A 21,062-nucleotide genomic window follows, 5' to 3' on the forward strand; every position below is an offset into this window, starting at 1 on the left:
GACGAAACGCGGCGGACCTCAGGAGGCGTAGCCTCGGGGGTTCTGCTGCTGCCAGCGCCAGTAGTCACGGCAGGCGTCGTCGATGGACAGTCGCGTCGTCCAGTCGAGCTCCGCGGCCGCCTTGGCGGGGTCGCAATAGGTTGCCGCGACATCCCCGGGTCGGCGGTCGAGGATCTGCTTCGGCAGCTCGTGCCCGACGGCCTTCTCGAACGCGGCGATGAGACCGAGCACGCTGACCGGCTCTCCCGTGCCCAGGTTGTAGACCGCGTACCCGGGCTTGGCCTGTTCCAGCGCCGCGACGTGCCCCTCGGCCAGGTCGACGACGTGGATGTAATCGCGCAGACCCGTGCCGTCGGGAGTGTCGTAGTCATCCCCGAACACACCGATGCGCTCGAGCGAACCGATCGCGACGCGCGATACGTACGGCATCAGGTTGTTGGGAATGCCCGCCGGGTCCTCGCCGATCAGTCCGCTCTCGTGCGCACCGACGGGATTGAAGTAGCGCAGCACCGTCACGTCGAGTTCGGGATTCACGCGCGCCACGTCCTCGAGCACGACCTCGTTCATCCGCTTCGATTTCGAGTACGGGTTGGACAGGTCGATGCTCGTGCGCGACGTCTCGCGGAACGGCAGATCTGCCGGGTCGGAGTAGACCGTGCCGGTGCTGGAGAACACGAAGGAACGGATGCCTCGGGCCAGCCCCACGCGCAGGAGCGCGAAAGTGCTGCCGAGGTTGTTCGCGTAGTACTGCAGCGGCTTCTGCGTCGATTCGCCGACCGCCTTGTGCGCCGCGAACTGGAGAATCGCGTCGAACGGCCCGAACTCGTCGAAGGTGCCCTCGACGACCGCGTCGTCGGCGGCGTCCCCGATCACGAGCGGCGCGGGGCGGCCCGTGATCTTCTCGATGCGCGCGGCCGCCTCGGCGTGGGTTCCCGACAGATCGTCGAGCAGGACCACCTCGTGTCCCCCATCGAGCAGGGCGACGGCCGTGTGGGCACCGATATAACCGGCACCGCCGGCGAGAAGAACACGCATGTTCTCAGCCTAAACCGGGCGACGAGTCCTCTCCGTCCGGTCAGCGGCCGAGGCGGTCGCCGGACTCTTCCAGGTAGCAGGCACCACACAGCGATTCATACGTCACGACGTGCTCCGCGGGCTGACCCGCCTCGTCGATCGCCACCTGGTCGCCGTCGAACACGAACAGTCCGTCGATGACGCGTCCGTTGAAGACCGCCTTCCGACCACACCGGCAGATGGTCTTCAGCTCTTCCAGGGTGTGCGCGATCTCGAGCAGCCGTCGCGAGCCGGGAAACGCCGCCGTGAGGAAGTCGGATCGGATGCCGTAGGCGAGAACGGGAATGTCGTCGTGGATCGCGATCCGGAACAGGTCGTCGACCTGCCGGGGCGTCAGGAACTGTGCCTCGTCGATCAGGAGGCACGAGACATCCACACCCGTCGCGGCGAGCGACCGGTCCCGCAGCTCGCGGAACAGCGTCCCCGCATCGGCCTCGGGTTCGATCAAGAAGTCGACGGTTCGCGAGACGCCGAGGCGTGAGGCGATCTGGTCATCCGCTTTCGTGTCGATCGCCGGCTTGGCGAGCAGCACCCTCTGGCCGCGCTCCTCGTAGTTGTACGCCGCCTGCAGGAGCGCGGTCGACTTTCCGGAGTTCATCGCGCCATAGCGGAAGTACAGTTTTGCCACGCGCAGAGTCTACGGAAAGCGGGAAGAGTCAGACGGCCGTGATGGCCAGCGCCGCCGCGGTCTCTTCGATCGTGGCACGAGCGACGTCGGGTCGCGTGTTGAGCGTCTCGCCGTAGCTCGGGATCAGCTCCCGCAGCTCCGGCTTCCACTCCTCGATGCGGTCGGGGAAACACGTCTGCAGCAGGCCGAGCATGATCGACACGGCCGTCGATGCGCCCGGGGACGCCCCGAGCAGGCCGGCGATCGAGCCATCCTTCGCCGCGACGACCTCGGTGCCGAACTGCAGCACGCCGATCTTCTTCGGGTCCTTCTTCATGACCTGGGCGCGCTGGCCCGCATTGAGCAGTTGCCAGTCCTCGTCCTTCGCCGTCGGGACGAACTCGCGCAGCGAGTCCATCTTGCGCGCGTGATTCTTCAGCAGTTCGGCGATGAGGTACTTGAGGAGTCCGGGGTTGTCGACGGCGACCTTCAGCATCGGCAGGAGGTTGCCCGGCCGGACCTGCGTGACGAGATCGAAGACCGAACCGTTCTTGAGAAACTTCGGGCTGAACGTCGCGAACGGGCCGAACATCAGCGAAGCCTCACCGTCGACGACACGCGTGTCGAGGTGCGGGACCGACATCGGCGGTGCGCCCACGGACGCCTGCGAATAGACCTTGGCCCGGTGCTGAGCGATGAGGGCGGGGTTGGACGTCTTGAGCCACTGACCGCCGATCGGGAAGACACCGTACCCCGAGATCTCGGGGATGCCCGAACGCTGCAGCAGCTTGAGCGCCCATCCACCCGCGCCGACGAAGACGAACTTCGCGTTGATCTCGCCGGGCGTACGACCGAGGAGGTTGCGGGTCTTGACGAGCCAGGACCCATCCTTCTGCCGCTTCAGCCTGCGGACCTCGCGGTCGGTGATGACCTCGACCCCATCGTTGCGCAGGTGATCGATCAGCTGGCGCGTGAGCGCGCCGAAGTCCACATCCGTGCCCGCTGGAACGCGCGTCGCGGCGAACGGCTCATCGCTCTTCAGGCGCTTCTGCATCAAGAGCGGAGCCCACTGGTTGATCACGCGGGAGTCTTCGCTGTACTCGATGCCCGCGAACAGCGGCTGGGTCTTCAGCGCCTCGTAGCGACGACGCAGGTACTCGACATCCTTCTCGCCGCGCACGAACGTCATGTGGGGTGTGGCGTTGATGAAAGTCTTGGGCTCGCTCAGCACGCCGCGCTGGACGAGGTTCGCCCAGAACTGGCGACTCTGCTGGAACTGCTCGTTGATCGAGACCGCCTTGGCGGCGTCGACCGAACCGTCCGGCGCCTGCGGCATGTAGTTGAGTTCGCAGAGGGCCGCGTGGCCGGTGCCCGCGTTGTTCCAGGCGTTGGAACTCTCAAGGGCCACGTCGGGGAGCCGTTCCAGCAGGACGATCTTCCAGTCGGGCTCGAGTTGATGCAGGAGGGTGCCAAGGGTGGCGCTCATGATGCCGCCACCGATGAGCACGACGTCGACTGTTTCGCTCACCGGACAAGTCTAGTTCTGCGGTCCGGGGTGGTCGGACGTGCGGGCGTCGCTGAGGGCGAAAACTCCCGCGTTCTTACGCGCCCGACAAACCTCAGGCGTCGACGGCCAGTCCGGCCGCGACCAACTCGGCGATCTGCACCGCGTTCAGCGCCGCGCCCTTGCGCAGGTTGTCGTTGCTGATGAAGAGCGCGAGCCCGCGGCCCTCGGGCGCGGACTGGTCGGCACGGATGCGGCCCACGAAGCTCGGGTCCTTGCCCGCGGCCTGGAGGGGCGTCGGAACCTCTTCGAGCTGCACTCCGGGGGCATCCGAGAGCACCTCCCGCGCGCGAGCCGGTGTGATCTCGTTCGCGAACTCCACGTTGATGCTGAGCGAGTGTCCCGTGAAGACGGGAACCCGGACGCAGGTACCTGAGACGCGCAGACCGGGCAGTTCGAGGATCTTGCGGCTCTCGTTGCGGAGCTTCTTCTCTTCGTCCGTCTCGTTGTCGCCGTCGTCGACGAGGTTGCCGGCGAAGGGGATCACGTCGAAGGCGATCGGGGCGATGTACTTCTCCGGCTGCGGGAAGTCGACGGCGGAACCATCGCGCACGAGCCGGAGGGTTTCGCCCTGGGCGAGAACGCCCTCGACCTGTCCGAGCAGCTCTTCGGCGCCGGCGATCCCCGAGCCGCTGACGGCCTGGTACGTGCTCACGATGAGGCGTTCCAGTCCGGCGACGGCGTCGAGCGCCTTCAGCACCGGCATCGCGGCCATCGTCGTGCAGTTCGGGTTCGCGATGATGCCCTTGTGCGCCTGGGCGATCGCGTGGGGGTTGACCTCGCTCACGACGAGCGGAACCTCGGGATCCATCCGCCAGGCGCTGGAGTTGTCGATCACGACGGCACCGGCCTCGGCGAACCGCGGCGCGTGCGCCCGACTTCCGGTCGCACCGGCCGAGAAGAGGGCGATGTCGATGCCCGCGGGGTCGGCGGTCGCGACATCCTCGACGACGACGCTGTGCCCGCCGAACTCGAGCGACGTGCCCGCCGAGCGTGCCGTGGCGAACAGTCGCAGCTCGCGAATCGGGAACGAACGCTCGATCAGGATCTCGAGCATCACCGTGCCCACCTGGCCGGTGGCGCCGACGACGGCGACGGAGAGTCCGGAATCTGAGATGCGGGTCATGGTGAAACTCTCTTCAGTGCGTGGATTGCGACGATTCTACCGAGGTGCTGCCGAGGCATCCTCCCCGGCATGTCCCACTTTCGACCGCTATGGCCGCCGGGACAGACAAATACCGGGCCACCCCACCCCGACATGTCCCACTTTGAATCGGTTTGGAGGGGTCAAAACGGGCCGAAGTGGGACACACAGCCCGAAAAGCGGGACATAGGTGCGAGAGGAGGACGGTCAGCGACCCGTGCCGGCGTGGACCGTGGCCTCGGTCTCGCCGTCGAGCCCGTACGCGCTGTGCACGACGCGCGCCGCCTCGGCGAGATCGTCGGCGCGGACGACGACGGAGATGCGGATCTCGGAGGTCGAGATCATCTCGATGTTGACCCCGAGCACGCTCAGCGCCTCGAACAGCGTGGCCGAGACACCCGAGTGGGTGCGCATGCCCGCGCCGACGACCGAGAGCTTGCCGATCTGGTCGTCGTGCACGAGGCTCTCGAACCCGACCGAGCCCTGCTCGCCCGACAGCGCCTTGAGGGCCAGCGGCGCATCGGCCTTGGGCAGCGTGAACGAGATGTCGGCGCGACCCGTTGCGGCGGCCGAGACGTTCTGCACGATCATGTCGACGTTCGCGCCGGACTTGGCGACGATCTTGAAGATCTCGGCGGCCTTGCCGGGCACATCGGGAACGCCGATGACCGTGATCTTGGCCTGGCCGAGGTCGGTCGCGACTCCCGCGACGATGGGTTCTTCCATGCCATCTCCTTGCTGCTGCAGCGCCGCATGGCGCGTCTCGTCGAGCACATAGGTGCCCTCGGAAGATGAGAACGTCGATCGTGCGTGGATGAGGACGCCGTGCCTGCGGGCGTACTCGACGGCGCGGATGTACAGCACCTTCGCGCCGTTGGCCGCAAGTTCGAGCATCTCCTCCGTCGTGACGGTGTTGAGCTTGCGTGCACGGGGAACGATGCGCGGGTCGGCCGTGAAGATGCCGTCGACGTCGCTGTAGATCTCGCACACGTCGGCCTTCAGCGCCGCGGCGAGGGCGACGGCGGTGGTGTCCGATCCCCCGCGACCGAGGGTCGTGATGTCGCGGGTGTCGCGGTTGAAGCCCTGGAACCCGGCGACGATGACGATCGCACCCTCGTCCAGTGCCTCGCGGAGACGAACCGGGGTCACATCGACGATGCGTGCGGCGCCGTGCGTGGCATCCGTGATCATGCCGGCCTGGCTGCCCGTGAACGACCGCGCCTCGAAGCCCATCGAGTGGATCGCCATGGCCAGCAGGGCCATCGAGATGCGTTCACCGCTCGAGAGCAGCATGTCGAGTTCGCGCGGCGCGGGAATCGGCGCCACCTGCGAGGCGAGGTCGAGCAGTTCGTCGGTCGTGTCGCCCATGGCGCTCACGGCGACGACGACGTCGTCGCCCGCGCGCCGCGCATCGACGATGCGTTTGGCGACGCGCTTGATGCTCTCGGCATCTGCGACCGACGAGCCGCCGTACTTCTGCACGATCAGCGCCACGATGATTCTCCAGGGGTGAGCGGCGGAAACGCCGAGCACCATTCTACGGAACCCCCATATGCCGCGATGCCCATGCACGCTATGGTGCGGGCATGACTCTGGATGAGATGGGCTGGAACGAGTTCAGCCTCGGGATCCTCGGGGCCGCAGCCGCCCTCGCGGGCCTCGTGATCGTCGCGGCGAGCGTCAACATCGCCGAGATCGTGAAAGAACGCTCGCTCACCGCACGTCTCGGCGCGGGGATCGCGACACTCGTGCTCGCGATCACGGCGTCCGCCCTGGCGCTCTTTCCCGGGATCACGCTCGTCTGGTACGGCGCCGCAGTGCTCGTTGCGGCCCTGCTGTCATCCGCGTTCCCGATTCACGCGGCGCGCACACTCATGGCCGACCACAATCCCCTCAGCCGCTACAAGGGCGTGCGCTCGGCGATCAACTTCCTCCCGGCGGTTATCTACGCGGTGGGCGCCGTCCTGCTCGTCGTCGGCGCTCCGGCTGGCCTGATCGTGGTGGCGATCGGCGCGATCGTCGCGATCCCGGTCGCCCTCATGATCTCGTGGATCGTCCTGGTCGAGGTCCTGCGCTAGAGGGTACGACGACCCTCGAAGGCGCGACCCAGGGTGACCTCGTCCGCGTACTCGAGATCTCCGCCGACCGGCAGTCCGGACGCGAGGCGCGAGACCCGGAGCTGCAGGGTCAACAACAGGCGGCTCAGGTAGGTCGCCGTCGCTTCGCCCTCGAGATTCGGGTTCGTCGCCAGGATGACTTCCTGCACCGTACCGTCGGCGAGCCGCGTCATGAGCTCGGTGACGCGCAGGTCGTCCGGGCCGACGCCGTCGATCGGGCTGATCGCCCCGCCGAGCACGTGATAGAGCCCGCGGAACTCGCGCGTGCGCTCGATCGCCGCGACATCCTTCGCGTCTTCCACGACGCAGATGACCTGCGGGTTGCGACGGGGGTCGCGACAAATGCTGCAGCGGTCCTGCTCGGACACGTTGCCGCAGACCTCGCAGAAACGTACGCGTTCGCGCACATCGGCGAGCAGGGACGCGAGTCTCTTCACATCGAACGATGGCGTCTGCAGAATGTGGAAGGCGATGCGCTGCGCCGACTTCGGCCCGATGCCCGGTAGCCGCCCGAACTCGTCGATCAGGTCCTGAACGATCCCGTCGTACATCAGCTGAACCTCGTGCGCTGCTCGAAGGGTTCTTCGCGCACGAACGTCGCGCCGAGAACCTGTCTGACGACCGCCTCACCGTAACGATCGCTGCCGCGCCCGGCCGAGGCGGACGCGGCCCCGCGAACAGGCGCGGGTGGGGTGGGCACGGAGCCCGGGCCGAGCACATCGACATCGGGCTCGTCGGCCGAGGGCTCGTCGGCGCCGAGTACCTGGCCCTCGCGCTCGGGCATGACGGTTCGGGCCGGTGCCGGTGCGGCGACCGCCTCTTCGGGCTCGTCGTCGACCGCGAGCTGCGCCGGGGCGCGCATCGTGCCGAGGGCGACCGGTGGCTCATCGGCGGTGCGCGGAATCGCCGCGACAGCCCACTCGGTGACCGGCGCGGCAGAGAGCCCGGCCGACGAAACGGATGCCGTGGCCTCGGGCCGACGCGGAACCGACCCGGGGGTGCGGGTGCTCCAGCCCGGGGGCGGCTGATCGTCCGGCGGAAGATCATCGGGGGGACCGTCGTCCGGGGGTGGCGGCTCGTCCGGCGGGGGTGCGGGATCGGTGCCGTCGAGTCGGGCCAGGAACTTGACCCGAACGCCCAGGACGCGATCGATCGCCGTCCGGAGATCTTCGCTGGCACTCGCGGCGACGCCGCGCTGACGGAACTTCTGAACGTCGCTCTGACTCTGGAACGTCACCGTGAGCACGTCACCCTCGTACGCGTGAACGCGGGCGTTGCTCGCCACGAGCCACGACGTGCGGCTGATGTCTTCGAGCGTCGAGAGCACCTCGGGCCAGGTGTCGCGCAACATGGCGGCCGTGACAGGACCGGTCGGACGGGCACGCGCCGGCTCCGGTGCGGTCGGCGCCGGCTCCGGTGCGGTCGGCGCGGGTGGCGGCGTCGGCGCGGGTTGCGGCGTCGGCGCGGCCACGGGAGCGACCGCAACGGGAGCGGGCTCGGCCGCCGGCTTCGCCGGAGCCGCAGCGACCGGTGTCTTCACCGGCGCCGCACTCGAACCGACCGGTGCGTGCGCCGACTCGGCCGCGGGCGCCTCGGACGCGAGCACCCGCGCGATCATCAGCTCGAGCTGAAGCCGCGGCGACGTCGCACCGGTCATGTCGTCGAGGGTGCGACTGACGAGATCGGCGACCCGGGACAGGCGTTCGCCGCCGAAGATGCCGGCCTGGCGCCCCATGCGTTCGAGTTCGTCGACCGGAACACCCCGCAGCACAGCGGATGCCGCGGGGCCCGTCGCCTCGACGACGATCAGATCGCGCAGGCGCTCGAGCAGGTCGTCGACGAAGCGGCGCGGATCTTGGCCGGTCTGCACGACGCGGTCGACGGCGCCGAACGCCGCGGCGGGATCGGGATCGGCCAGTGCCTCGACGACCTCATCGAGAAGCTCGGCGTGCGTGTACCCGAGCAGCGAAACGGCTCGCTCGTACCGGACGGTCGCGGAACCCGAGTCGGCGGAGATGTCCGACCCGGCGATCAGCTGATCGAGCAGCGAGAGGGTGTCTCGGGGCGATCCCCCGCCCGCGCGGACAACGAGGGGAAGCACCCCGGGCTCGACCTGCACGCCCTCTTGGGTCGCGAGCTCCTGGACGTACTCGAGCATCGGCCCGGGGGGCACGAGCCGGAAAGGATAGTGGTGGGTGCGCGACCGGATCGTGCCGAGCACCTTGTCGGGCTCGGTCGTCGCGAAGATGAACTTGACGTGGTCCGGCGGCTCTTCGACGAGCTTGAGCAGCGCGTTGAAGCCCTGCTGCGTGACCATGTGAGCCTCGTCGAGGATGAAGATCTTGAAGCGGTCGCGGGCCGGGGCGAAGATCGCCCGCTCGCGCAGGTCGCGGGCGTCGTCGACGCCGTTGTGGGATGCCGCGTCGATCTCGACGACATCGAGCGATCCCCCACCCGCACGGGACAGTTCGACACAGCTCGGGCAGACACCGCACGGCGTATCGGTCGGGCCCTCGGCGCAGTTGAGGCAGCGCGCGAGAACCCGCGCCGAGGTCGTCTTACCGCAACCACGCGGCCCCGAGAACAGGTACGCGTGACCCACCCGATCGTTGCGCAGGGCCGTCATCAGGGGTTCGGTGACCTGCGCCTGACCGATCATCTGCCCGAACGTCTCGGGTCGATAGCGGCGGTAGAGGGCGGCGGTCACGCCCCCAGCCTACGGCGTGGCTGTGACATCCGAACCGCTGACGACATCCGGACCGCGCCCCTCAGGAATCGGCGCCGAGGTCCGCGTCGTCTCCGACCCCGAGCCCGCCCGCGCTTCCGACCGGGATCGGCCCGGTGAGGATCGGGATCGCCGTGGTGACGGTGGGCACCGACGCCGAGAGCAGCGTGCCGTCTTCGCGCCGGATGTCCTCGAACTGCTCGATCGTCGGCCGCCCCCCACGCACGGGGCCCTGACCGGCGAGCTCCACGGAGAGCGTCTCGCCCGGTGCGACGACGTACTCGGTCCCGCGCACCGAGAAGGCCACCGGCTCCCCCTCGCCCTCGTCGAGGCGCAGGGTCAGTGCCTCGCGCGTGAGCGTGACGTTCAGGTGGGCGTCGTGCCAGCGCAGCGTGTACGACAGCTCGGGCCACGACGCGGGCAGCCGCGGATCGAACGACAGCTCGCCGTAGTGGTCGCGCATGCCGCCGAACCCGCACACGAGCGCGGTCCACACTCCACCGGCCGAGGCGACGTGAACGCCGTCCGACGCGTTGTGATGCAGGTCGCCCAGGTCGACGAAGATCGACTGCTCGAAGTACTCCAGGGCCAGGTCCTGGTACCCGACCTCTGCCGCGAGGATCGCCTGGACGACCGCCGACAGCGTCGAATCGCCCGTCGTCAGGGGGTCGTAGTACTGGAAGTCGGCCAGCTTCTCTTCGGCCGAGAAGTGGTTGCCCTGCAGGAAGAGCGCGAGCACGACATCCGCCTGCTTGAGCACCTGGAAGCGGTAGATCACCAGGGGGTGAAAATGCAGCAGCAGCGGGCGCCGCTCGGCGGGGGTGTTCTCGAGATCCCACACCTCGCGCTCGAGGAACAGGGAATCCTGCGGATGGATGCCGAGGGCCGTGCTGAACGGGATGTGCATCGCCTCGGCCGCGAGATCCCACCCCTCGGCCTCGAGGGGGTCGAGGCCCAGGCGATCGATCATCAGGCGGTAGGCATCCGGGGCGTCGTGCTCCATCTCGCGCACGGTGCGCGCGGCGAAACGCAGGTTGAAGCGCGCCATGACGTTGGTGAACAGGTTGTCGTTGACGACGGTCGTGTACTCGTCGGGACCGGTGACACCGTGGATGTGGAACGTCGGGTCGCCCTCGCCCTCGCGCCAGAACCCGAGGGTCGTCCACAGCCGCGCGGTCTCGACCGCGATGTCGATGCCCTCGCGGTACAGGAAATCGACGTCGCCCGTGCCGCGGACGTACTTCGCGAGGGCATAGGTCACGTCGGCGTTGATGTGGTACTGCGCCGTCCCTGCGGCGTAGTACGCGGATGCCTCTTCGCCGTTGATCGTCCGCCAGGGGAAGAGCGCCCCCGCCTCGTTGAGCTGGAAGGCCCGGCGCCGCGCCGCCGGGAGCATGAGCGCTCGCATGCGCAGCGCGTTGCGCGCCCACAGCGGTGAGGTGTACGTGAGGAACGGCAGGACGTAGATCTCGGTGTCCCAGAAGTAGTGCCCGCTGTACCCGGATCCCGTGACGCCCTTGGCCGGAACGCCCTGGCCGTCGGCGCGCGCCGCCGCCTGTGCGAGCTGGAACAGGCACCAGCGCGTGGCCTGCTGCAGGTCGTCGTGGCCGCCGATGCGCACGTCGGAGCGCTTCCAGAACGCATCCATCCATTCGCGCTGGCGCGCGTAGATCGACTCGACGCCCTCGAACTCGGCCCGGTCGAGCGTGCGGCGGCAGCGGTCGACGAGTTCGCGCGCGGGCACACCCCGCGACGAGTGGTATGACACGAGCTTGGTCACGGTGATCGGCACGCCCTGCTTCGCCTGGACGCGGAAGACGTTCTTGGCGATGTCGGGCTCGATGAGGGTGCGCGCCTCGTAGTCGTTGTCGGTCTCGATCAGGTGATCGGCCGACACGGCGACCGTCATGCCCGATTCGTTGACCTGATAGCTGAGGGTGGAGCGGACGCCCTCCTGCCAGTACTCCTGCGGCAGCAGGACGCGGTCGGCGGCGATCCGCTCGGCCTTGCGCGGGTCGAATCCCGCGGCCTTCGCGCGCTTGACCGAGCCACCGTAGACGTCTTCGCCGTCTTGGCGGTTGATCAGCTGACACGAGATCGTCACCGGGGCATCGGCGTTCAGGACCGTCACGGTCAGGCGCATGACCGCGAGGTGCTTCTCATCGAACGACACGATGCGGTCGAAGTCGACCTGCACCTGCTTGCCGGAGGGCGTGCACCACACCACGTGGCGTCGCAGGAGGCCCTCCCGGAAGTCGAGCACGCGCTCGTACTCCCGCACATCGGCGACATCGAGCGAGAGCGGCTCATCATCGATGTACACCCGCATGACCTTGGCGTCGGGCGCGTTGACGATCGTCTGCCCGACCTCGGCGAAACCGTACGCCTGCTCCGCGTGCCGGATCGGCCAGGTCTCGTGCAGGCCGTTGATGAAGGTGCCGTGCTCGTGCGCGCGACGTCCCTCGGGCTGATTGCCGCGCAGCCCCAGATATCCGTTCCCGACCGCGAACAGGGTCTCGGTGACGCCCGTGTCCTCTTCCGAGTACGAGGTCTCGACGAGGCGCCACGGGTCGACGGGGAACCGATCGCGATCGATCATGACGGAGGGTGCTCCTTAGCGCGGGTCCAGCTGAAAAAGGGGTGACGGGAAGCAGATCAGGGCACGAGCTCGCCGAGGTCGGTGACCACGAGGTGCGCACCGGCCTTCAGCAGCTCGTCGGCGCCGACGCCGCGGTCGACACCGATCACGAGGCCGAAACCACCGGCGGCCGCCGACATGACGCCCGAGATGGCGTCTTCGATGGCCGCGGCGCGGGCGGGTTCGACGCCGAGAAGCCGCGCGGCCTCGACGAAGACATCCGGGGCGGGCTTGGACGACAGGTGGTCGCGCTCGGCGATCACGCCGTCCATGACGACGGGGAAGCGATCCGTGAGACCCGCGACCTGCAGGACCTCGGTCGCGTTCTTCGAACTGGAAACGACGGCGATCGGCGTGCCCGCGGCCTGCAGCGCGTCGAGCAGGCGCACCGAACCGGGGTACGCGGTGATGCCCTCGGAGCGCAGCACGCCCGAGAAGACGACGTTCTTCCTGTTGCCGATGCCGCAGACCGTGTCGGCGGTCGGCGGGTCGGACGGATCACCCCACGGCACCTCGACATCGCGACTGCGGAGCAGGCTGGCGACGCCGTCGTAGCGCTTCTTGCCGTCGAGGTACTCGAAGTAGTCGCGTTCGGTGTACGGCGGGGTGATGTCCCACGCCGTGAAGAGCTCTTCGAACATCGTCTTCCACGCGTGCATGTGCACCTCGGCCGTGGGCGTGAGGACGCCGTCGAGGTCGAAGAGCACGCCATCGTACGTGGACAGATCGGGCAGAGCGTCGGGCACGGATCCTCCAGGCGACGGTCGGATGAGAGGCATTTCGGACGACACTCGCTCTCGTCGCGATCTCAGCGTACTGGCGGCGCACTCACCCGTGCGACACCCTCGTTCAGCGGCTCGGCCGGCGCCCCGGCCCGTCACTCAACGACTGACGGCCTGCATGCTCTGCCGTGCGATCTCGAGCTCTTCGTTCGTCGGCACGACGAGCACCGTGACGGGCGACGCATCCGTCGAGATGACACGGATGCCTCCGGCCCGGGCGGCGTTCCGCTCGGGATCGATCTGCACGCCGGCGAAGCCCAGCGTCGCGAGCGCCTCCGCTCGCACCGGCGCGGCGTTCTCGCCGACGCCGGCCGTGAACGAGATCACGTCGGCGCCGCCGAGCTGCGCGAGGTAGGCCCCCGCATAGGCGCGGAGCCGATGGATGTAGACGTCGAACGCGAGCGCCGCCGCTTCGTCGCCGGCATCCTTGCGGGCCACGAGATCGCGCATGTCGCTCACGTCGGCGAGACCGAGCAGTCCGCTCCGGCGGTTCAGCAGGTCGTCGAGGTCGTCGATGCTCTTTCCCGCGCGGCGGGCCAGGTGGATGAGCACGGCGGGGTCGAGATCGCCCGAGCGGGTGCCCATGACGAGCCCTTCGAGCGGTGTCAGACCCATCGAGGTGTCCACCGAGCGCCCGCCGCGGATCGCGGTGACCGAGGCCCCGTTGCCGAGATGGAAGACGATCTGACGCAGGTCGGCGCCTGTGTCGTCGTTGTCCCGCCCGAGGAATCGGGCGGCCGCCTCGCTCACGAACTTGTGCGAGGTGCCGTGGAAGCCGTACCGGCGGACACGGTGCGCTTGCGCGAGTTCGCGATCGATGGCGTAGGTGTATGCGGCGGGCGCGAGAGTCTGATGAAACGCGGTGTCGAAGACGGCGACGTGCGGAATGTCGGGAAACGCCCGTTTGGCGGCACGGATCCCCTGCAGGTTCGCGGGGTTGTGCAGGGGCGCGAGCACCGAGAGGTCTTCGATGTTGATCTCGACGAGCGGCGTGATCACGGTCGGTTCGAAGAAGCGAGCGCCCCCGTGCACGACGCGATGCCCGACGGCGACGGGAGGTGTCTCGCCGAGGGAGGGACCGTTCTCGGCGAAGGCCTCGAGCATCACGGCGAATCCGGCGGTGTGATCGGGGATCGGCAGCTCACGGTCATAGGTCGCGTCGAGCACCGTCGGCGCCGGTTCCCCCGCGCGCCCGTGACCGAACCCCGCCGCGGTCACCGTGTGGGTCGCACGGCCGACCGCCTCGCCGATGCGCTCCACGAGGCCGGAGGCCAGCAGCGCCTCGGTGTCGACGTCGATCAGCTGGTACTTGAACGACGACGACCCGCTGTTGACGACCAGGATCGCGCTCACGCGTCCGCCTCCCCCTGCGCCTGAATGGCGGTGATCGCGATCGTGTTCACGATGTCTTCGACGAGCGCGCCACGCGACAGGTCGTTGATGGGCTTGTTCAGTCCCTGCAGCACGGGCCCGATGGCGATCGCGCCGGCAGAGCGCTGCACGGCCTTGTACGTGTTGTTGCCGGTGTTGAGGTCGGGGAAGATGAAGACCGTGGCCCGGCCCGCGACATTCGACCCGGGCATCTTTGCGGCGGCGACCGCCGCGTCGGCGGCCGCGTCGTACTGGATCGGTCCCTCGACGGCGAGCTGAGGCGCCCGCTCGCGCACCAGTGCGGTCGCGGCGCGCACCTTCTCGACATCCGCTCCGGATCCCGACGTGCCGGTCGAGTACGACAGCATCGCCACGCGCGGCTCGATGCCGAACTGCTCGGCCGTCGCGGCGGACGAGATGGCGATGTCGGCGAGCTGTTCGCTGGTCGGGTCGGGTATCACGGCGCAGTCGCCGTAGACGAGCACGCGGTCGGCGAGCGCCATCAGGAAGACGCTCGAGACGACCGAGACGCCCGGCTTGGTCTTGATGATCTCGAAGGCGGGCCGGATCGTGTGGGCCGTCGTGTGCGCGGCTCCCGAGACCATCCCGTCGGCCAGCCCGAGGTGGACCATCATCGTGCCGAAGTACGACACGTCCGTCACGGTGTCTGCGGCCTTCGCGTACGTCACGCCCTTGTGCGCGCGCAGCCGGGCGTACTCCTCCGCGAAGCGGTGCACGTGCACAGCGTCGAAGGGGCTCAGCACCTGGGCGGCGGCGATGTCGATCCCGAGCTCGATCGCGCGGTTTCGCACCTCGATCTCTTCGCCGAGGATCGTCAGGTCGGCGATGCCGCGGGCGAGCACCCGGGCGGCGGCGCGCAGCACGCGGTCGTCTCCGCCCTCGGGCAGGACGATGCGACGGCGATCGGATCGTGCACGCTCGACGAGCTGATATCCGAACATCAGAGGTGTCACGACGGTGGCGCGTGCGACGCCGATGGCGCGGAGCAGTTCGGTCGTGTCGACGTGCGTCTCGAACAGCGAGAGCGCGGTGTCGTAGCGGCGCTGCGAGTCCGCTGCGAGGCGACCGCGCGTGTTCATGATGCGAACGGCCGTGTCGTACGTGCCCAGGTCGGTCGTGATGATCGGGAGCGTCGATCCCAGGCCGTCGATCAGGCGCATGATCGGGTCGGGCACGGGGAATCCGCCGTTCAGCACGATCCCCGAGATCGAGGGGAAGGTGCCCGAGGCGTTTGCGAGCAGGGCGGCGAGCAGCACTTCTGACCGATCGGCGGGGATCACGACGACCGCGCCCTCGAACAGGCGGGGCAGCACGTTGACCATCGACATACCGGCGACGACGACGCCCAGCGCCTCGCGCGTGAGCAGGTCCGGGTCACCCTTCAGCAGCGCGCCGTCGACCGAGCGCATGATGCCCCGGATGGAGGGCGCGACCAAGAACTTGTCCTCGGGGATCGCCCACACCGGCACGCCCGCGCTGCCGTGGGCCGCCACGGCGCGGCGGACCGACGCGACGGTCTCGTCGAGACGATCGGCGTCGGCACGGTTGGCGACCACCGCGAAGAGCTCGGCGCGACCATGGGCGAGCTCGACGAGCGCCAGGTCGGCGATCTGGCCCATCTCGTCCGGGGTGCGGGCGACGGAGGTTCCGAGCTGTTCGCCCTGCCCCTGCCCCGCTCGGCCCCCCAGGACCAGCAGGACGGGCGCGCCGAGGTTGGCCGCGATGCGTGCGTTGTATGCCAGCTCTGCCGGGCTCCCGACATCCGTGTAGTCGCTGCCGAGGATGACGACGGCGTCGCAACGCGCTTCGACCGCTTTGAACCGCTCGACGATCGTGGCGAGCGCGGCCTCGGCGTCGGCTCGCACGTCGTCGTAGGTGACACCGACACACTCTTCGTAGGACAGGTCGACACCGTCGTGTTCGAGCAGCATCTCGAGGACGTAGTCGCGTTCGACGGTCGAGCGCGCGATGGCACGGAAGACCCCGACGCGGGCCATCGCGTGGCTCAGCGTGTCGAGCACGCCGAGTGCGATCGAGGACTTGCCGGAGCTGCCCTCTGCGGACGTGATGAAGATGCTCTGCGCCACGTCGTCCAGCCTAGGCGCCGCGAAAGAATAAGACTCTCCGCGCACCCGGCAGAGCCTGGTTACCCTTGCTACGTTTCCGTCCTGGGGGAGTTGGCCTGGATGCCGCCGCGCGGAGAGCTGCATCGAGTCTAACCGTCGTGCGGCGCAGAAACGAACGGATGCCTCCGACCGTGCGCGTCCGCCGAGAGTCAGGCAACTCCCGGCCTGGGCACGCTCCCGTCGGGTTACGATTGGATAACGCAGGGTCACTGTCGACCCTCCCCACCCGACGACGATCCAGGGGGTCGCATGCCGGATTCACCCGCACCTGCTGAGCTGCTGCACGAGTCTGAGCAGGCTCGCACCGATGCACGACGCGGCGTGCCCCCCGCGCCCGCGGTGCCCCCCGCGCCTTCCGCGCAGATGGACGCGGAACGGTTCGCCGCGCTCACGGGCGCCATCGCCTCCTCCGTCTCGAGCGTGATCGACGGCAAGCCCGCCGCCGTCCGCACAGCGCTCGTGGCCCTCCTCGCGGAGGGGCACCTGCTGATCGAGGACGTGCCGGGGGTCGGGAAGACCATGCTGGCGAAGGCCCTCGCGACGTCCGTCGATGCGAGCGTGCGACGCATCCAGTTCACCCCCGATCTGCTTCCTGGCGACGTGACCGGCGTATCCGTCTACGACCCGGCAGAACGCGAGTTCGAGTTCAAGGCCGGCGCGATCTTCGCCCACATCGTGATCGCCGACGAGATCAACCGTTCATCGCCCAAGACGCAGTCGGCGCTGCTCGAGGCGATGGAAGAGGGGCAGGTGACGGTGGATGGCCGAACGCATCCGCTGCCCGACCCCTTCCTCGTCGTCGCGACCCAGAATCCCCTCGAGATGGAGGGCACGTACGCCCTGCCCGAGGCGCAGCGCGACCGGTTCATGATGCGCATCTCGATGGGTTACCCGGACGCTGCATCCGAGGCGCTCATGCTGCGTCAGCGCGACACCGTGAACCCGCTCGTCGCCCTGCAGCCCGTCGTGACGACCGCCGAGGTGTCGCGGATGATCGCGTTCGCCCGCGCCGTGCACATCTCACCTTCGGTCGAGGAGTACGCCGTCGCGCTCTCGCGGGCGACGCGAACGCACCCCGACCTGCGGCTGGGCGCGAGCCCGCGCGCGACGCTCCAGCTCGTGCGCGCAGCCAAGGTCTGGGCCGCGCTCGACGCGCGGAGCTTCGTGATCCCCGATGACCTGATCGCGCTGCTCCAGCCCGTGTTCGCGCATCGCCTCATCCCGACCCGCAGCGTCACGGGCACGCGTGCTCGGGGCGGGACCGACACCGTCGCCGCGATCATCGACCGTATCGCCGCAACCGTTCGGGTACCGGTCGCGGCACGCTCGTGAAACGGCCGACCTCGAGGAACTGGCCGCTGACCGTTCGGGGCGGCGGCGCCCTCCTGGTCGCGATCGTGAGCTTCGTCGCGGCCCGCGAGCTGGGCATCGTCGAGCTGATGTATATCGGATGCCTCTTGCTCGCCCTGCTCGTCGCCGGGTTCGCCCTGCTGCACATCGGTCGCCGGGTCGGCCAGGCGGAACGCACGCTCCGGCCCGATGTCGTGCCGGTCGGATCCGAGACGCGGGTGCACGCGCGCGTCTCGATGCGGAGCGTTTCGCCGTTCGGCGCGATCCGCTGGTCGGACCACCTGCCCGAGGCGCTCGAGGGCGACGCTCGGGGCGACGCGTCCGTACTCGCGACCCGCTCGGCCGGTCCGGATCAGCCACTCGACATCGCGTACTCGGCACGTGCCGTACGTCGAGGCGTGTGGAGCATCGGGCCCCTGACCCTGCGGACGACCGACCCCTTCGGCCTCGTCCGACGCACGCACACCCCGGCCGGCGATACGCGGATCGTGGCGGTGCCCGCGACCATCCCGCTCCCCCATGTCGCGATCTCCGCGGGCGAAGCGGGCGGCGCCCTGCACGCCTCGTCCGACCAGCTCGGGCAGGGTGCCGACAACCTGATCGCCCGCCCCTATGTGCCGGGCGACTCGATGCGGCGCATCCACTGGCGCGCCACGGCACACCGCGACACGCTCATGGTGCGACAAGAAGAGCAGGAGTCGACCCACGCGGCGACCGTACTGCTCGATCTCGGCGCTCCGCGGTGGGATGCCTCGGCTCGGGACGGTACCGGGCAGGATCCCGCGTTCGAATCCGCACTGTCGACGTGCGTGTCGATCGTCCTGCGGCTCGCGCGCGACGGGTACCAGGTCGGCGTGATCGATACGGACGGCACACCGATCTGCGAGCCGCTCCCGGGTATCGATGCGCCCGAGGACGTCGAACAGATGCTGTTGCGGTTCGCATCCCTCACGTCACGCCGCCACGACACGCTGCCGGGTCTCGCTCAGCGCTATGCCGGCGCTCAGGCCGGCCCGATCGTGTTGATCACGGGCATCCTGCGCCTGCAGGACGCGGACGCGCTGGCACCGCTCGCACACCACTCGAGCCTTCCGATCCTGCTCGTCGCCACACCGTCCGCGGAAGCCCTCGAGCGCGCTACGCAGGCCGGGTGGCGGACCGCCGCGATCGGCCCCGAGGTCGATCTGGCGGGCGTGTGGTCGGAGGTCGCCGACCGCGGCGCGCACCATGCCGAGGCCTCGAGTCATGTCTACGCGTGAGGCGCGGCGCCGGGCCCGACCATCGATCGGGCTCGCGCTCGCCGTGCTCGTCGCGGTGTCGACGGCGCTTCTGCCCCTCGCCCGCGTCGTAGAACCGGGAGCGTGGATCGCCGGCTCGTTCGCGATCATCGTCCTCGTGCTGGCGACCGGCTACACCGCACGACGCTTCGGCCTGCCTCCGCTCGCCGTGAGTCTGATCGGGCTCGGCGTGTGGGTCGTCACGATCACGGCCGTGTTCGCACGTGGTTCGGCTCTGCTCGGCGTGATCCCGATGCCCGCGACGTTCCGTGAGGTCCCCCTCCTCATCGATGCCGCGATGACGCAGGTACGCGACGGCGCAGCCCCGCTGATCGCGGGGACGCCCCTCTCTTTCGTCATCGTGGCGGCCGCGGGGCTGCTCGCGATCGCGATCGACCATGTCGTCGTCACGGCTCGGATGCCCCTGCTCGCCATCGTGGCGCTGATCACCATCTACCTCATCCCGTCGATCGCCGTACCCCAGAGCATCGACATCGGCATCTTCATCGCCTTCGCCGTCGGGTTGCTGCTGCTGCTGGGCGTCGAGACGGCGACACGCGCCCGCGGCTCCAGCGCAGAGGGGACCCGCCGCTCCGCCGACGATCTCGCACCGACAGAGCGCACGCGGCGCGGAACAGCCGTCACCGCCGTCGGAGTGGGGGCCGTCGCGCTCGTCGTGGCGATCGTCGCGACACCCGCGCTCCCCGCGCCGGTCCTGGGAGGCACGAGCGTCGTCGCCGTCCGCGGCAACTCGATCGATCCGTCACTCGATCTCGGTCGCGACCTGCGGCGACCTCAGGACACCGAGGTGCTGCAGGTGCGCAGCGACGCGCCCGCTCCGCCCTACCTCCGCGCCGTCACGCTGTCGCGGTTCGACGGCGACGACTGGCAGCCCGACCGTGGCCTGACGGCATCCCTCGACGAGGAGTTCGAGCCCGTCGCGGTCGACCCCGACGTGCCCATCGTCGAATACACCGCCACGGTGCAGGTCGTGAACTACGTGAGTCCGTGGCTTCCGGTGCCCTACCCGGCTGTCGCACTCGAGGGCATCGAGGGCGACTGGTCGGTACTTCCCCAGAACCGAACGGTCATCTCGCGCTCCTCGTCACCGCAGGGCCAGGACTACCAGATCACCTACGACGTCGCCCGGCCATCCGCCGAACGGATCCGCGCTTCGGAAGCGACCATCGAAGCCGATTCGCCCACGTTGGGCCTGCCCGAGGATGACCCCGCCGTCATCGCCATCCGCGAGCAGGCCCTCGCCGTGACGTCCGCGACGAGCAGCGACTACGACGCCCTCGTCGCGCTGCAACGATGGTTCCGGGGACTCGAGTTCGAGTATTCGCTCAACGCGCCCGTCAGATCCGGCTTCGATGGCACGGGCCTCGAGGCCGTGCAGGAGTTCCTCGAAGTGAAGAGCGGCTACTGCGTGCACTTCGCCTCGGCATTCGCGATCATGGCGCGCACCCTCGACATGCCGGCCCGGATCGTGGTCGGGTACCTGCCCGGCACGGCGACGAACGAGTCGATCGACGATCAGACGGTCCACGAGGTCTACAGCTCGCAGCTGCACGCCTGGCCCGAGGTTCATTTCGAGGGCATCGGATGGATCCCGTTCGAGCCGACGAACAGCCTCGGCGTGCCGACGGCGTTCGCCTCGTCCGCGACCTCGGGGACGGCCGACGGGTTCGCGGGCGAGGCCGCGCCGCTCGCCTCCCAGGCGCCATCGGCATCGGACGCGCCGAACGAGACGGATAGGACGGATGGCACCGATGCATCGACCGGCACCACCGGCGTCAACGCGGGTCCGCCCATCGGCCTCGCGCTCGCCGTCGTCTTCGTGCTCGCGTTGCCCGGCGTGTGGCGTGCCATCCGGCGGCGGCACCGCCTGATCGTGGCGCACACGGGCGACGCCGCGGCGGCGTGGGACGAGGCATCCGACACCGCCCTCGACCTCGGCATCGCTCTGCCCCGCGGAGAGTCGCCGCGGGTGCTGGGACGACGACTGGTCGACGAAGAGGGAGCGGATGCCGCGGCGATGGCCGTGCTCGTCGCCGCGATCGAACACGTGAGCTACGCGCCGCCGAAGACGAAGGATCCGCGCGCGGCCGAACCGCCGCTCGACGATGCCGTGCGCACCGTCCGTGCGAGCATGCTGGCCGTCGCGGACCGGCGGACGCGTGTCACCGCGGCCCTGATCCCCCGGTCGCTCTTCGGTCGGCGGGCGGCAGAGATGCGAGCGGCACGATAGGATGGTCGGCGGCCC

Annotated in this window: 15 protein-coding genes and 1 other RNA gene; 4 read left to right on the forward strand and 12 right to left on the reverse strand. The window is 69.1% G+C overall.

Going from position 1 to position 21,062, the window contains the following annotated elements; translation table 11 throughout:
• Positions 1-18: 18 nt before the first annotated feature.
• The 5 genes from galE to CGU35_RS12020 form a co-directional block, all read right to left on the reverse strand.
• Positions 19-1,035 carry a UDP-glucose 4-epimerase GalE gene (galE, locus tag CGU35_RS12000; protein ID WP_100811831.1) on the reverse strand — a complete coding sequence of 339 codons (1,017 nt, stop codon included), beginning with the start codon at positions 1,033-1,035 and terminating at the stop codon, positions 19-21.
• Positions 1,036-1,075: 40 nt separating this feature from the next.
• Positions 1,076-1,702, reverse strand: coding sequence for a thymidine kinase (locus tag CGU35_RS12005; protein ID WP_100811832.1), 627 nt, complete (start codon positions 1,700-1,702; stop codon positions 1,076-1,078).
• Between the two features lie 28 nt (positions 1,703-1,730).
• Positions 1,731-3,209: a malate:quinone oxidoreductase gene (locus CGU35_RS12010; RefSeq protein ID WP_100811833.1), complete on the reverse strand. Its 1,479-nt coding sequence runs from the start codon at positions 3,207-3,209 to the stop codon at positions 1,731-1,733.
• Positions 3,210-3,300: 91 nt separating this feature from the next.
• Positions 3,301-4,371: an aspartate-semialdehyde dehydrogenase gene (locus tag CGU35_RS12015; RefSeq protein WP_100811834.1), complete on the reverse strand. Its 1,071-nt coding sequence runs from the start codon at positions 4,369-4,371 to the stop codon at positions 3,301-3,303.
• Positions 4,372-4,596: 225 nt separating this feature from the next.
• Positions 4,597-5,883 carry an aspartate kinase gene (locus CGU35_RS12020; protein ID WP_100811950.1) on the reverse strand — a complete coding sequence of 429 codons (1,287 nt, stop codon included), beginning with the start codon at positions 5,881-5,883 and terminating at the stop codon, positions 4,597-4,599.
• A 92-nt stretch (positions 5,884-5,975) separates the two neighbouring features.
• On the opposite strand from CGU35_RS12020, the gene CGU35_RS12025 reads away from it, so the two are divergent.
• Positions 5,976-6,467 carry a hypothetical protein gene (locus tag CGU35_RS12025; RefSeq protein ID WP_100811835.1) on the forward strand — a complete coding sequence of 164 codons (492 nt, stop codon included), beginning with the start codon at positions 5,976-5,978 and terminating at the stop codon, positions 6,465-6,467.
• On the opposite strand, the gene recR is transcribed toward CGU35_RS12025, so the two are convergent.
• The 7 genes from recR to ffs form a co-directional block, all read right to left on the reverse strand.
• Positions 6,464-7,057 carry a recombination mediator RecR gene (gene recR / locus CGU35_RS12030; protein WP_100811836.1) on the reverse strand — a complete coding sequence of 198 codons (594 nt, stop codon included), beginning with the start codon at positions 7,055-7,057 and terminating at the stop codon, positions 6,464-6,466. The two genes, CGU35_RS12025 and recR, sit on opposite strands and share 4 nt — an antisense overlap.
• Positions 7,057-9,213, reverse strand: a complete 2,157-nt coding sequence (locus tag CGU35_RS12035; RefSeq protein ID WP_100811837.1) for a DNA polymerase III subunit gamma and tau — start codon at positions 9,211-9,213, stop codon at positions 7,057-7,059. The genes recR and CGU35_RS12035 overlap by 1 nt, the downstream gene beginning before the upstream one ends.
• A 61-nt stretch (positions 9,214-9,274) precedes the next feature.
• On the reverse strand, positions 9,275-11,830 hold the full coding sequence (locus tag CGU35_RS12040; RefSeq protein WP_100811838.1) for a glycoside hydrolase family 65 protein: 2,556 nt from the start codon (positions 11,828-11,830) through the stop codon (positions 9,275-9,277).
• A 56-nt stretch (positions 11,831-11,886) separates the two neighbouring features.
• Positions 11,887-12,648 (reverse strand): HAD-IA family hydrolase, encoded by a 762-nt coding sequence (locus tag CGU35_RS12045; protein WP_100811839.1) that lies wholly within the window; start codon positions 12,646-12,648, stop codon positions 11,887-11,889.
• A gap of 102 nt (positions 12,649-12,750) precedes the next feature.
• Complete coding sequence (locus CGU35_RS12050) at positions 12,751-14,004, reverse strand: acetate/propionate family kinase (RefSeq protein WP_100811840.1); 1,254 nt, start codon at positions 14,002-14,004, stop codon at positions 12,751-12,753.
• Complete coding sequence (gene pta / locus CGU35_RS12055) at positions 14,001-16,130, reverse strand: phosphate acetyltransferase (RefSeq protein WP_100811841.1); 2,130 nt, start codon at positions 16,128-16,130, stop codon at positions 14,001-14,003. Before pta ends, CGU35_RS12050 begins: the two co-directional genes overlap by 4 nt.
• 25 nt (positions 16,131-16,155) lie before the next feature.
• Positions 16,156-16,252: signal recognition particle sRNA small type (gene ffs / locus CGU35_RS12060), an RNA gene on the reverse strand.
• A 280-nt stretch (positions 16,253-16,532) separates the two neighbouring features.
• Here ffs and CGU35_RS12065 point away from each other — a divergent pair.
• Genes CGU35_RS12065 through CGU35_RS12075 form a run of 3 tightly spaced genes read left to right on the forward strand, consistent with a single transcriptional unit; the run spans position 16,533 to position 21,047 of the window.
• Entirely contained in the window at positions 16,533-17,501 is a 969-nt protein-coding gene (locus tag CGU35_RS12065) for an AAA family ATPase (protein ID WP_100811951.1), read from the forward strand.
• On the forward strand, positions 17,498-18,778 hold the full coding sequence (locus CGU35_RS12070) for a DUF58 domain-containing protein (protein ID WP_100811842.1): 1,281 nt from the start codon (positions 17,498-17,500) through the stop codon (positions 18,776-18,778). Before CGU35_RS12065 ends, CGU35_RS12070 begins: the two co-directional genes overlap by 4 nt.
• Positions 18,765-21,047 (forward strand): transglutaminase family protein, encoded by a 2,283-nt coding sequence (locus CGU35_RS12075; protein ID WP_157813976.1) that lies wholly within the window; start codon positions 18,765-18,767, stop codon positions 21,045-21,047. Before CGU35_RS12070 ends, CGU35_RS12075 begins: the two co-directional genes overlap by 14 nt.
• The last annotated feature ends 15 nt before the right edge of the window (positions 21,048-21,062 follow it).

The organism is Microbacterium sp. BR1 (assembly GCF_002812725.1).
Lineage (GTDB): Bacteria > Actinomycetota > Actinomycetes > Actinomycetales > Microbacteriaceae > Microbacterium.

Excerpts from the sequence above, each read along its gene's own strand:
- galE (WP_100811831.1), bottom strand. The coding sequence starts at position 1,035 with ATGCGTGTTCTTCTCGCCGGCGGTGCCGGTTATATCGGTGCCCACACG.
- CGU35_RS12015 (WP_100811834.1), bottom strand. The coding sequence starts at position 4,371 with ATGACCCGCATCTCAGATTCCGGACTCTCCGTCGCCGTCGTCGGCGCC.
- CGU35_RS12025 (WP_100811835.1), top strand. The coding sequence starts at position 5,976 with ATGACTCTGGATGAGATGGGCTGGAACGAGTTCAGCCTCGGGATCCTC.
- recR (WP_100811836.1), bottom strand. The coding sequence starts at position 7,057 with ATGTACGACGGGATCGTTCAGGACCTGATCGACGAGTTCGGGCGGCTA.
- CGU35_RS12040 (WP_100811838.1), bottom strand. The coding sequence starts at position 11,830 with ATGATCGATCGCGATCGGTTCCCCGTCGACCCGTGGCGCCTCGTCGAG.
- CGU35_RS12045 (WP_100811839.1), bottom strand. The coding sequence starts at position 12,648 with ATGCCTCTCATCCGACCGTCGCCTGGAGGATCCGTGCCCGACGCTCTG.
- CGU35_RS12065 (WP_100811951.1), top strand. The coding sequence starts at position 16,533 with ATGGACGCGGAACGGTTCGCCGCGCTCACGGGCGCCATCGCCTCCTCC.
- CGU35_RS12075 (WP_157813976.1), top strand. The coding sequence starts at position 18,765 with ATGTCTACGCGTGAGGCGCGGCGCCGGGCCCGACCATCGATCGGGCTC.